The 12,924-nt window shown below is 61.3% G+C and carries 12 protein-coding genes; 11 read left to right on the top strand and 1 reads right to left on the bottom strand.

Features of this window, described 5'->3' with window-relative positions; translation table 11 throughout:
- Positions 1 to 50: 50 nt before the first annotated feature.
- From HY962_05320 to vanZ, 11 genes are all read left to right on the top strand, one after another.
- On the top strand, positions 51 to 641 hold the full coding sequence (locus HY962_05320) for an aminodeoxychorismate/anthranilate synthase component II (GenBank protein ID MBI5646333.1): 591 nt from the start codon (positions 51 to 53) through the stop codon (positions 639 to 641).
- Positions 638 to 2,050, top strand: a complete 1,413-nt coding sequence (gene pabB / locus HY962_05315; protein MBI5646332.1) for an aminodeoxychorismate synthase component I — start codon at positions 638 to 640, stop codon at positions 2,048 to 2,050. Before HY962_05320 ends, pabB begins: the two co-directional genes overlap by 4 nt.
- Complete coding sequence (locus tag HY962_05310) at positions 2,047 to 2,871, top strand: aminotransferase class IV (GenBank protein MBI5646331.1); 825 nt, start codon at positions 2,047 to 2,049, stop codon at positions 2,869 to 2,871. Before pabB ends, HY962_05310 begins: the two co-directional genes overlap by 4 nt.
- A 105-nt stretch (positions 2,872 to 2,976) precedes the next feature.
- On the top strand, positions 2,977 to 3,498 hold the full coding sequence (locus tag HY962_05305; protein MBI5646330.1) for an NADH-quinone oxidoreductase subunit J: 522 nt from the start codon (positions 2,977 to 2,979) through the stop codon (positions 3,496 to 3,498).
- A 19-nt stretch (positions 3,499 to 3,517) separates the two neighbouring features.
- The gene (gene nuoK, locus HY962_05300) at positions 3,518 to 3,820 is read left to right on the top strand and encodes an NADH-quinone oxidoreductase subunit NuoK (protein MBI5646329.1); all 303 of its coding nucleotides are present in this window, start codon (positions 3,518 to 3,520) and stop codon (positions 3,818 to 3,820) included.
- Positions 3,821 to 3,850: 30 nt separating this feature from the next.
- Entirely contained in the window at positions 3,851 to 5,788 is a 1,938-nt protein-coding gene (gene nuoL / locus HY962_05295) for an NADH-quinone oxidoreductase subunit L (GenBank protein ID MBI5646328.1), read from the top strand.
- 2 nt (positions 5,789 to 5,790) lie between these two features.
- The gene (locus tag HY962_05290) at positions 5,791 to 7,341 is read left to right on the top strand and encodes an NADH-quinone oxidoreductase subunit M (protein ID MBI5646327.1); all 1,551 of its coding nucleotides are present in this window, start codon (positions 5,791 to 5,793) and stop codon (positions 7,339 to 7,341) included.
- A 58-nt stretch (positions 7,342 to 7,399) separates the two neighbouring features.
- Positions 7,400 to 8,845, top strand: a complete 1,446-nt coding sequence (locus HY962_05285; GenBank protein ID MBI5646326.1) for a sodium:proton antiporter — start codon at positions 7,400 to 7,402, stop codon at positions 8,843 to 8,845.
- 36 nt (positions 8,846 to 8,881) lie between these two features.
- Positions 8,882 to 10,309 carry an NADH-quinone oxidoreductase subunit N gene (locus HY962_05280; GenBank protein ID MBI5646325.1) on the top strand — a complete coding sequence of 476 codons (1,428 nt, stop codon included), beginning with the start codon at positions 8,882 to 8,884 and terminating at the stop codon, positions 10,307 to 10,309.
- Positions 10,306 to 11,868 (top strand): NAD(P)H-hydrate dehydratase, encoded by a 1,563-nt coding sequence (locus HY962_05275; protein MBI5646324.1) that lies wholly within the window; start codon positions 10,306 to 10,308, stop codon positions 11,866 to 11,868. The genes HY962_05280 and HY962_05275 overlap by 4 nt, the downstream gene beginning before the upstream one ends.
- Positions 11,865 to 12,287: a VanZ family protein gene (gene vanZ, locus HY962_05270; protein MBI5646323.1), complete on the top strand. Its 423-nt coding sequence runs from the start codon at positions 11,865 to 11,867 to the stop codon at positions 12,285 to 12,287. The genes HY962_05275 and vanZ overlap by 4 nt, the downstream gene beginning before the upstream one ends.
- 193 nt (positions 12,288 to 12,480) lie before the next feature.
- Here the strand turns inward: vanZ and HY962_05265 are convergent, their stop codons facing one another.
- Positions 12,481 to 12,885 carry a hypothetical protein gene (locus HY962_05265; GenBank protein MBI5646322.1) on the bottom strand — a complete coding sequence of 135 codons (405 nt, stop codon included), beginning with the start codon at positions 12,883 to 12,885 and terminating at the stop codon, positions 12,481 to 12,483.
- Positions 12,886 to 12,924 lie beyond the last annotated feature (39 nt).

Here is a 12,924-nt window from a genome sequence, read left to right as displayed (position 1 = left end):
GGGAGGCCACGGCAGTTTCGTGTTGGTTTCCTTTCTCGATATTTTCCCGCATGCGCATCCTGCTCATCGACAATTACGATTCGTTTACACACAACCTCGTGCACCTGTTCCGCCGCGCGGGCGCCGAGGTTGTGGTGCGACGCAATGACGAGGTGGACGACACATTCGTCGAGGGCTCTTTACCAGACCTGCTGGCGCTGTCACCCGGACCCGGCACGCCGCGTGACGCCGGCGTCAGCGCCGCCCTGGTCGGGAAATTCGCGGGCCGGCTGCCGATTTTCGGCGTCTGCCTCGGCATGCAGGTGATCAACGAAGTCTTCGGTGGAAGCACCATCCATGCCCCGTGTCCGGTGCACGGCAAGACCGATTCAATAACTCATGAGGCACAAGGTGTCTTCTCCGACATCCCGTCCCCTTTCACCGCGGCGCGCTATCATTCGCTGTGCATCGGAGATCTCGGCGAGGGATTGCGCATCACAGCGCGAGCGTCGGACGGCGTCGCGATGGCCCTCGAACACACGTCGTTGGCGATCAACGCCGTACAATTCCATCCCGAATCCTTCATGACGGCGCACGGGGATATGCTGGCCTCGAACGTGCTCCGTCTGGCGCACTTAGCCGCATCACGAGGCAAAATATGACGGCGGCGCTTCCGCATATCCGTGTGGCATCGATCACCGAGAGTGCTGCTCCCGCGCTTCTCGGCGACGAGGAATTTGTCGCCCTCTGCGACGAGGCATGTCGGCGCGCAAACACAGTGCTGTTGCTCAGCGGAGGCGGATCGGCCGAGGCACGGCGGTCCTGGCTTTTTGCGGAACCCGCAGCCCTGCTCACATACAAACCCGGCTCGCTGGAATGGCGCGACAGCAGCGGTGTCAGACATGTAGCGGCACATCCGCTCGACGCCGTGGACGGCATGCTCGAGCAACTGCGGACGGATTTCGGTAGAGATATGCCGACCCCGCGGTTCGCAGGATATTTTGCGTACGAGTTGAAGGACAGCATCGAACGCCTGCTCCGCACGGCGACCGACGACCTGTCCCTGCCGGAAATGTGGCTCATGCTGCCGACGCTCATACGCATTCACGAACGCGCAACACATCGGATGCGTGAATTCCGCGTCACCTACACCGACGTGCACGGCAGCGCTTTCGATGTGCTGGGCGCAACGGCGGACCCGATTCCACACGGCAAAACACCGCGGCTTCGCGCCAACCATTCCACACATGGCAGGGACGAATACTGCCGCATGGTGGAAAAAGCACGCACACACATCCGTGATGGTGACATCTATCAGATCAATCTCTCGCAACGCTTCGACGGTGAATTCGAGGGAGATCCGTTCGCGTACTGGACCGCGCGTTTCCGTTCGAATCCCGCCCCGTATTACGCGTGGATTAACGCGGGTGATCACCTCGTGCTTTCGACGTCGATGGAGCAGTTTCTGCGCCGCGAGGGTGACGCGGTGCAGTCGCGTCCCATCAAGGGTACACGGCCGAGGGGCAAGGATCCCGCATCCGACGCTGCCATAGTCGAGGAGCTGCTCCGCAGTGCAAAAGATGACGCGGAACTCTCGATGATTGTTGACCTCATACGCAACGACATGAGCAGGGTGTGCCTCCCCGGAAGCGTTGTCGTGCACGAACACAAACGCGTTGAATCGTACGCAAACGTGCATCATCTGGTGAGCACAGTGCGCGGAATACAACACGACGGAGCCGGTTTTGCCGAATGGATGCGCGCCATGTTCCCGGGCGGGTCCATCACGGGCTGTCCGCGCATCCGCGCGATGGAGCTTATCGAGGAATTCGAAAAAGTTGCGCGGCACGTGTACACCGGCGCCATTGGCCACGCGGCGGCCGACGGCGACATCGATCTCAGCGTGGCGATACGGACCATGATACTGGCACGCGGACGTTTCCACCTGTCCGTCGGCGGGGGCATCGTGCACGACTCGGATCCGGATGCGGAATACGAGGAGACTCTGGCAAAGGCCCGGAACTTCCTCCCCTCGCACGAGGACACCCACGGCCCCGGGAGCGCCCTATGAACATGGCGGTTCTGTATCTGAACGGTCGGCTTGTCCCCGCAGCGGAGGCCGCCATCTCCCCGCTCGACGCCGGCTTTCAATACGGTGACGGCGCGTTCGAGACACTCCTCGCGCGCGAAGGGCGGCCGCAGTTCCGGGCCGACCACTACGAAAGATTGCGGACCACCTTGTCCTTTTTGGATATCACACCGGTCCCCGCGGATGCCGAGCTGGATGCCGCGATCGACGCGGTTCTGCGCGCCAACGCTCTCGCGAATGACGAGGCGCGCGTCAAAATCATCGTGAGCCGCGCTTCCGGTCCTGAACAAGATCCGACACTCTGCATCACGGCAACTCGATACATACGGCCCGCGGTGTCGGCTCCGTACCGATTGCAGACAGTGGATGTTGCGCATCCATCCCCGTTCGCCCGTTGGAAAACACTCAGCTACGGCATGTATCGCGCGGCTTGGCTGAACGCCGGGCGCAACGGATTCGACGATGCCGTGTTCCGGACCCCGGACGGCTCGTTGCTCGAGACCAGCACCGCGGCGCTGATCGCATGGGACGGCGAACAGTGGCTCATCACTCCATCCGATCAGCGCCTCGACAGCATCGCCGCGCGTCACATCTGTTTGTTTCTAGAGGAACGCGGGTTTCGTGTTTCGAGGTCCGCTCCACGTTCGCAGGACATCCCGACGTATCGCGCCATGTGGGCGTGCAACACGCTTCGTCTTGTCCAACCCGTGACAGGCATCGACGATTGGCTCATTCGCGGGCCCGTACCCCTGCCTCCCGCGGAGTTGCGCGAGGCAATGATTATCCGCGGAAGCCACAAATAGCGCCTGTTTTCCCCAATTCGGAGCCGGCTTCGATTGTTTTGAAGGCGGTGCGCGAGTATATTGAAACGATATCCATTTCCGCCCCTCCTACCCGGTGGAGAAATCGTGACAATTGAGACCATTTTTTTCGTGATTTTGGCCGTCACGGCCGTTGTTTCAGCCGTCCTGCTTGTGACGCGCGTGAATCCGATGCACAGCGCGCTGCTGCTCATCGTGAATTTCATCGCGCTGGCGGGCATCTATCTCACCCTGCACGCGCAATTTGTCGCCATCATGCAGGTGCTCGTCTACGCGGGGGCCATCATGGTGCTGGTGCTGTTTGTTATCATGCTCCTGAACCTGCAGGACGAGGCACGATTGCACGACACGCGCTCGTGGCGTCAATACAGCGGCGCGGGACTCGCCGTGGCCGTTCTGGCTGCACTGATCCCGCTTCTTGGCGGTTCCGGTGCGTTCACGACCGAGGCGCTTGCGCACGCGCAGTCGAATCCGGCCACGCTGGGCACGGTCGAGAGCATCGGCAACGAGCTGTTCCGCAACTTCCTTTTCCCCTTTGAAATGGCTTCGCTGCTGCTCCTCGCCGCCATTGTCGGCGCGGTGGTGCTGGCGAAGAAACGATTCCCCTGAACCCCTGCCCCACGCGACTATGATTCCCATCGAATGGTATCTGATCCTGAGCGCGGTGATGTTCGTGATCGGCGTTGCAGGCGTTTTGACGCGTCGGAACGCCATCATCATCTTCATGTGCATCGAGCTGATGCTCAACTCCGTGAACCTGACCTTTGTCGCATTTTCGGCCTATCTGGGCTCGGCGGCGGGACAGATCATCGTCTTTTTTGTGATGGCGGTGGCCGCCGCCGAAGCGGCGGTGGGCCTGGCCATCGTGATTGCGCTTTTCCGCAACAAACAGACAGTCGACATCAACGACGTGAACATTCTCAAGTGGTGACACGCGGCATCCGCCGTCTCTCGAGGTCTCATGCACGCCTACACGCCCCTCATCGTCCTTTTCCCGCTGCTCGGTTTTCTGTTCAACGGCCTGTTCGGCCGGAAGCTCCGTAATGAAAACCTGATCGGCTGGATCGGCAGTCTTGCGGTCGGCATTCCCTTCGTGGTTGCCGCTGCCATTTTCTTCTCGCTGCTCGGCGCGGATCCGGAACACCGCAGCCACATCGTGCCGTTGTTCACCTGGCTCACCGCGGGCTCCTTCACCGTGTCGGCCGCGTATCAGGTGGATCAGCTCTCGATCCTTATGACGCTCATCGTCACGGGAGTGGGTTTCCTGATCCACATTTACTCGATCGGCTACATGCACGGCGACCGGGGCTTCTGGCGCTTCTTCACCTACCTGAACCTCTTCATTTTCGCGATGCTCAATCTTGTGCTCGCGGACAATTATGTGCTGATGTTCCTCGGGTGGGAAGGCGTGGGCTTGTGCTCGTATCTGCTGATCGGCTTCTGGTACGACAGGAATTTCGAAGGCACGGGCATTGTGTGGACCGGCGACGCGGGCAACAAGGCCTTTTGGGTGAACCGCATCGGCGACTTCGCCTTTATGCTCGGCATGTTCCTGATCTTCCGCGAATTCGGTTCGCTGACTTTCCGCGAAGTCTTTGAAGGAGCGGCCTCATACAGTCCGGGCAATTCTACCATCATGTGGGCCACGCTGCTGCTCTTCATCGGCGCCACCGGCAAGAGCGCGCAGATTCCTCTGTTCATCTGGCTGCCCGACGCCATGGCGGGTCCCACTCCCGTGAGCGCCCTCATCCATGCCGCGACCATGGTCACCGCCGGCGTGTACATGGTGGCGCGCAATTCGCTGCTGTACGCGCTTGCACCCGACACGATGGCCGTGGTGGCCGTGATCGGCGCCCTGACCGCCATAGTGGCCGCCTCGATCGGCATCGCACAGAACGACATCAAGAAAGTGCTTGCCTATTCGACAGTGAGCCAGCTCGGGTACATGTTTCTCGCCCTGGGTGTCGGCGCATTCACCGCGGGCATTTTCCACGTGATGACACACGCGTTTTTCAAGGCCTGCCTCTTCCTCGGCAGCGGATCGGTGATACACGCCATGCACGAGGAACAGGACATCCGCCGCATGGGCGGACTCAAATCCGTGATGCCGCGCACGTACTGGACCTTCCTCATCTCGAGTTTCGCGATCGCGGGCTTCCCGCCTCTGTCGGGATTTTTCAGCAAGGACGAGATATTATGGAGCGCCTTCGCTGATGGATCCGTGCTGCTGTGGATGATAGGTGCGGCCGCCGCGCTGATGACGGCGTTCTACATGTTCCGCATGGTCACATTGACCTTCGACGGCGCCCCGCGTTGGGAGGCCGGCAAACATCCGCACGAGTCGCCCGCGACGATGACGATACCGCTGATACTGCTGGCCGCGCTGGCCGTGGTGGGCGGCTTCCTCGGCGTGCCCGCGGCTCTGGGCGGCGGCAACGCCCTGCATCAGTGGCTGCATCCCATCTTTGCTCCGGCCGCGGCGCATCTGCACGCGGGCCACGAATACAGCCATGCGACGGAGTACATTCTCATGGCCGTGAGTGTGGCCATCGGGGTGACAGGATTCTGGTTCGGCCGGAAAATCTACCGCGCAAATCCCTCGGCCGATGAGTCCTTCGTGGCGCGCGCCGGCGGTGTGCAGCGGACCCTCGCCCGCAAATACTACATCGACGAGGCCTATCTAGGCGCCATCGTCCGTCCGCTGGTCGGAGTCTCCGACCGCGTGCTCGCGCGAATCGTCGACACACGTCTCATCGATGGATTTGTCAACGGACTCGCCACCATCACCGGCAGGACGGCGGCCGGTATGCGTTTGATCCAGACCGGCGTCGTGCAGACCTATGCGACCATGATTGTCGCCGGCATCCTCATCGTACTCGGACTGCTTCTCCTCGCCTGACAATGCCCATGATCCCGAACCTGCTGAGCATTCTGATCTTCACGCCCGCGGCCGCCGGCGTGTTGCTGTTACTTCTGCGCCGCAACGAGCGCGTCATGAAGGCCGGCGCCGTCGCCATTAGCGCCGCGCTGTTTTTCCTTTCCCTGCCTCTCTACTTCGCCTACGATCCCGCGAACGCCTCGATGCAGTTCATCGAAAAGACGTTGTGGATCCCGTCGTTCAACGTCAGTTACCATGTGGGAATCGACGGACTTTCTCTGCTGCTGGTTTTGCTCACGACGTTTTTGACACCGATCGTCATCGTGTCATCGTGGAAGTCCGTCACAAAGCAGGTGCCGCTGTACCTCTTCCTGATGCTGCTGCTCGAGACAGGCATGCTGGGTGTTTTCTGTTCGCTCGATACGTTCCTTTTCTACGTGTTCTGGGAAGTGATCCTCATCCCGATGTACTTCATCATCGGCATCTGGGGCGGAAAGAACCGCGTGTACGCCACCGTGAAGTTCTTCATCTTCACGATGGTCGGCTCCCTTCTCATGCTGATTGCGATACTCTGGATGGGATGGTACGCGTCCACGCTGCCCGGAGGTGTTTTCACCACCGACTTCACCGCGCTGCTTGCCCTTGCCCCGCAGATTCCCGCACCGGCGCAGGCCTGGCTGTTCGCGGCCTTCGCCCTGAGTTTCCTGATCAAGGTGCCCGCGTTCCCGCTTCACACATGGCTTCCCGACGCACACGTCGAGGCGCCCACGGGTGGATCGGTCATACTCGCGGGTGTGCTGCTGAAACTCGGCACCTACGGCCTGGTGCGTTTCAACGTGCAGCTCTTTCCCGGCGCGACGCTCGAGTACGCGGGATGGCTCGCGGGGCTCGGCGTGGCGGGCATCATCTACGGCGCTCTCGTCTCGATGGTGCAGAAAGACGTGAAGAAGCTCGTGGCATACTCGTCCGTCAGCCACATGGGTTTCATCCTGCTCGGCATTTTCGGATTGACCGTCGAGGGCATGCAGGGCGGACTCATTCAAATGATCAACCACGGACTCTCCACGGGCGCGCTCTTCCTCCTTGTGGGAATGATCTACGACCGCAGGCATACGCGTATGATCGAGGATTTCGGCGGCCTGGCGCGCCACGTGCCGGTCTTTTCGACCATCTTCCTCATCGTCACCCTCTCGTCGATAGGGCTGCCGGGACTCAACGGTTTTGTGGGTGAATTCCTGATCCTGCTCGGGTCCTTCGGCTCCGTGACACTCGGTTCCATCTGGTACACCGTGTTTGCATCCACAGGTGTCGTGTTATCGGCCGTGTACATGCTGTGGATGTTCCAGCGCGTGGTGTTCGGCACGACGCGCAATGACGAGAACACACGCATCGCGGATCTCTCGCGCCGGGAAATCGGACTGCTTATTCCGATTCTCGTCTTCATCGTGTGGATCGGCGTGTTTCCCTCCACCTTCCTTTCAAAAACAGAACCGACGATGAAACGCATCGTCGGGCAGTATCACAGCGTTTCCGCGCCCGCGACTGCTCCCGCACCCGCCGCCGCGTCGAAGTGATCCCATTCCCATGACGTTCCGACTCCGCACATTCGGACTCGCGGCAACTGCGGCCGCGATGATTCCCGTCGTTACCGCGCGCGCCTCCGAGACGCATGCGGTGTCGCAGCCGCACCCCGCGATGATAGCCCCGTTCATTCTTCTGCTGCTGGCCATCGCGCTCATGCCCTTCATTCACAAACACTGGTGGGAGAAGTACTACGCGCACGTCTCCGTTGCGCTTGCGCTTGTCACCATCGTGTACTACGTCGGGGTGCTGTCGAATCCGGTGCGTATGCTGCATTCGGGCATCGAATTTTTCAGCTTTATCTGTCTGGTGGGATCCCTGTTTGTTGTTGCCGGCGGCATGCATATCGGTCTGAAGGGATATTCGACACCCGTGTCGAACACCATCCTCTTGCTGTTCGGCGCCGTGCTGTCGAATCTCGTGGGCACGACGGGCGCCTCGATGGTGCTGATCCGCCCATACATCAGGAACAACAGATATCGCATCCATCCCTACCACGTCGTCTTTTTTATCTTCATCGTGAGCAACATGGGCGGATCGCTGACGCCCATCGGCGACCCGCCGCTGTTCCTCGGATATCTGCGCGGCATACCCTTTTTCTGGGTGCTCACGAATCTCTGGCCGATCTGGCTGCTGTCGATAGCCCTGATACTCGCAGTGTTTGTGGTGATCGACACCCGCTACTACCGCAAGGTTCCCGCCAGTGTGCGCGCGTCGCTGCATGCCGGCGAGGAACACGCGAAGTTCGAGGGCTGGCACAACATGGGATTTCTGCTGGTAATACTCCTCGCCGTGTTCATCCAGGAGCCGCCGTATCTGCGCGAAGCACTGATGCTCGCCGCGGCGGCGGGCTCGTATCTCACGACCAACCGGAATATTCACAAGGCGAACGATTTCAACTTCGCGCCCATCAAGGAAGTGGGTTTCCTGTTTATCGGTCTTTTTGCAACGATGGTCCCCGCGCTCGACTGGCTTGAAGCGAACGCCGTGTCGCTCGGCATCACTTCCCCGGGCCATTTCTACTGGGGCTCTGGCGCGCTCTCGTCGTTCCTCGACAATGCCCCGACCTACCTGAACTTTCTGAGCGCGGCATTCGGCTTGTTCGTGACACCCGCCACGATCGACGCGGTACAGGCCCTTGTCAACTCGGGCGCGCCCACCGTTGCGGCTCACGCGCACGACGTGCAGCAGACCTACGCGATGCTGGTATCACATCATGCCGACATGGTGGCCGCGAAGTCGGTGCCCGTGGCCGACATCCAGGTCAGTTACCTGATGGCGATGCACCCGATATACATTCAGGCGATCAGCATCGGCGCCGTGTTTTTCGGCGCGAACACCTACATCGGCAACGCGCCGAATTTTATGGTGAAATCCATCTCCGAGCAGCTCGGCGTGCGTATGCCGTCGTTCTTCGGATACATGGTGCGTTATTCAATTCCCGTACTCATACCGATTTTTACGCTCGTGTGGCTGCTGTTCTTTTCAGCACACTAGACTCCGATTTTGCAACCCGACAGTCCCGTAGACCTCATGCAGCAACTCCTCACCGACACACTCGCCGCCGCGCCCCTCAGCGCCCTCATTGTCAGCAGTCTGCTCGTGATACTCCTGCACACGTTCCGCAAGGACGCGGAGCACGGCGTGTTCCTGCTGTCGCTCGCGGGCATCGCCGCTGCGCTCGTTTACGCCGTGCTGATGTTTCCAGAACGCGGGATCGCCTTCTCGGGCATGATCGTGACAGGCGGCTACGCGAGCATCATCACGGTCATCCTGCTGCTTGCGGCCGCGCTCGCGTTGTTGCACGCGCGCGAAGTTCTGCCGAAGATCGGCGCGCATTACGGCGAGTTCTACATCCTCGTGATGCTGTCCCTCACGGGTATGGTGACGCTGGCCACTGCGTACGATCTCGTCGCCGCGTTTATCGGACTCGAGATCATGTCGGTTTCGCTGTACGTTCTGGCGGGTCTGCTGCGCGCGCAGCGCCGCGCAAACGAGGCGGCCCTGAAGTACTTCCTGCTCGGCGCCTTTTCGACGGGCTTCATGCTCTATGGCATCGCGCTGATATACGGCGCAACCGGTGGCACGGGATATGAGATCATCATGCGTTCAACGGCCTCGCATGGCACGCCCGTCTTTCTTGCGGGACTCGGTCTGCTGCTGGTCGGTTTCGCCTTCAAGATCGGCGCGGTTCCCTTCCACATGTGGGTGCCCGATGTGTACGACGGCTCCTCCACGCTCGTCACCGCTTTCATGGCCACGGCTGCCAAGGCCTCCGCATTTTCCGCGATCATCGTCTTTTTCTCGATGACGTTCGACACCGGCGACAACCGCATAGGGATCACGATCGCCGTGCTCGCCACTGCCTCGATGCTGGTCGGCAACGTCGCCGCGCTTGCGCAGGACAGCGTGAAGCGTATGCTCGCCTATTCCAGCATCGCACACGCAGGCTACATGCTCGTCGGAATTTCATCGCTGTCGCTCGACGGGATGACTGGCGTGCTCTTCTATCTGCTCTCGTACGTGTTCACCACCGCGGGGTCCTTCGGTCTCGTGGCGCTGGTCGAGTCAGCAAACGACGGCGACGCATCCGTGAAACGTTTTGCGGGACTCGGCCGCACATCGCCGCTGCTTGCCGCGTTGATGACCCTGTTTCTGCTCTCTCTTATCGGCCTTCCGCCGCTCAGCGGATTTTTCGGAAAATACTACGTGTTCTTCGCCGCGGTGAAAGACGGCGCGATCTGGCTCGCCATCGCGGGCGTGGTGACCAGTATGATCTCGTTGTACTATTACCTGCGCGTGATCGTTGTTATGTATTTCACGACGGATGAGGATAGCGCTGCCGTGCCGGTCGGCGGGCTGGGCCTCGCCTCGCTGCTCCTTTCAGCGGCCGGCGTGCTGCTCTTCGGACTTTTCCCCCGCCTCTTTATCGACGTGGTGAAGCAGCTCCCCGGATCATGAAACCCGTCTTCACCGCGGCAGAAATGCGCGGCTGCGACGAGGCAGCCACCACGCGCTACGGCGTGCCGGGTATAGTGCTGATGGAAAACGCCGCGCGAGGCGCGGTGGATCTTGCCGAAGAGTGCCTCGGCGGATTACAGGATAAACACCTCCTGTTTCTGTGCGGGCGGGGGAACAACGGCGGCGACGGATATGCCATGGCACGCCACGCGCTGAACCGCGGAGCAAGGGCGACAGTGCTCGCGCTCGCCTTTGATAGCCACGGCGATGCCGAAGCGAACCTGACGATGCTGCGCGCTGCTCTGGCGGACACAACGCTGGGGCGGCTCGACGTACTGGATGACGGATCGCTGCAGGCCGCGCTCGATACGCGCCCGGATCTGCTGATCGACGCGCTGCTTGGCACAGGACTGACATCCGCCTTACATGATCCGGTGAGCGCCTACGTGCGCCAGGTGAACGACGCCGCTCTCCCCGTCCTTGCCGTCGATATTCCGACCGGAGTGAACAGCGACACAGGCGAGGCGACGGGCGGAGCCATCATGGCACGCTGGACGGCTGCCATGGGCGGCCTGAAGCGCGGACATCTGTTTGCGGACGGACGGAACCACAGCGGTATCACGGACGTCATCGACATCGGCATGCCGCGCGCGGGATATTACTCCGCAGCGACATCCACCTGGCTGATAGAATCAGGCGACGTTGCGGGGATGCTGCCGCGGCGAGCCGTCGACGCACACAAGTACGCGGCCGGCAGCGTCTGTATTGCCGCGGGATCATACGGGATGACAGGTGCGGCAGCGCTTGCAGGACTCGCATCACTGCGAGCCGGGGCGGGCATCAGTTTCCTTGCAACACCCGCGCCCCTGCACGACGCGCTCGTTCAGAAACTCACTGAAGTTATTCTCTGCCCCATGCCCGCGACCTCGGGTGCTGCCTTCGCGCGCGACGCGGTGTCCGGCCTGCTCGAACGCATGCGGACGTCACGCGCCTCCGCCATCGGTCCCGGCATCTCCCGTGACGAGGAGACGCAGGCGTGTGCGCGTGAGCTGATCGGCGCGGCCGATTTTCCGCTCGTCATCGATGCCGACGCGCTGTACGCGCTGACAGGACACCTCGACGTGCTGGCCGCCAACGCGGGTCGTTCGATACTCACACCACACGCGGGTGAATTCCAGCGGCTCAGCGGCATGACACGCGAGGATGTTTCGCGCGATCCCGTCGAGTGCGCGCGAAGTTTCGCGCGCGCGCACGGCTGCACGCTGCTTTTAAAAGGCGCACCCACTGTGATCGCGACGGCCGACGGCCGTGTGTTCGTCAACAGCACCGGGAACCCCGGAATGGCTACGGCCGGGTCAGGAGATGTCCTGACGGGCTTGCTCGCCGGATTTCTTGCACAGGGATTAGATCCTGTCGCCGCCGCGATCTGTGGCGCCTTTGTCCATGGCCAGGCGGGCGACCGCAGCGCGGCGGTGACGGGGATTCATTCACTGATCGCAGGCGACATTCTCGACCATATCCCGGAAACGCTCCGCCTGCTCACACCTTCCACGGCATGACCCTTTCGAAAAACGTCACCCTGTGGCGTATGCTCGCGGCCGGCTGGGCGGCCATGATTCTTTTTGTGCTTCTCGTGCCCGGTGACTCTGTTCCAACACTGCCCTACTGGCCGTTCCCCGTCCCGTACGACAAAACCGTACACACCGTCCTGTTCTTCGTGCAGGCCGTGTGTCTGCGGAAATCCATCACGGTGGCCGAGGGCGGAGACCGCCTCTTCGCGGCCGTCGCCGTGGCGCTCGCAACCAGTTCCTTCGGCACAGCGACGGAGGTGCTGCAGATGCTCGCCGTCGCGCGTTCGGCCAGCATGCTCGACGCCTTCGCGGATCTTGTCGGCGCGTGTGCGGGGGCGATGCTGGTGTACGGACTCGAGATGCGGGCCAGAAAAAAAGACGGACGCCCCGGGGGACGTCCGCAGTAACTGCTTCGGTGATATCAGAGTATCCGATCCGATACTCCCGTGTGTTAGAACACTCCCAGGAGTTTGAGGAGCAGCGCGGCGAGACCCGCTGCTATCACGAGTGCCATGAATAGAAATTCGCGCGGAAATGCGCTTCCGCCCTTTTCTTGTTCGGCCATGGAAAACCTCCGGAATGGCGTGAGAAATGACGCGTTCAACAGGTGTATGCGTTCATCCACACGCCGGCGGGCGGCGCCCTTGTAAGCCGTTCGTTTCCTCTACGCGGGACGTATTCCGGACAGATGTAGACGTCATACACGACGCGCACACGCGCACGGCGGGAGTCGATCCCGGCGCTGCGCACCTGACGGACAGCACGTTTATGGGTCGCGCAAACCGCGACGGCGTTCGACCGGTAGGACGCGCCTTTGTCATGATCCGGCGCCGCGGGGGGCACGGCACAGGGATTAAAGACATTGAGATGATGACGCGCGGCGCCGGTGTCGTCGTAGCGCCACTGACCGGCATGCCACGCGAGCATGCCTGCAATAACAGCCCCGAGAATCAGGCAGCGCGCGGCGAGCCGCGGCAGGGACCGGTATTGATAATCAGGTGTCATAGCAGTTGTAGAGTACGACATTCTCACGAGAAAATCACA

The organism is Ignavibacteriota bacterium (assembly GCA_016218045.1).
GTDB lineage: Bacteria > Bacteroidota > Ignavibacteria > SZUA-365 > SZUA-365 > JACRFB01.
This window is presented reverse-complemented; position numbering and strand designations above follow the sequence as displayed.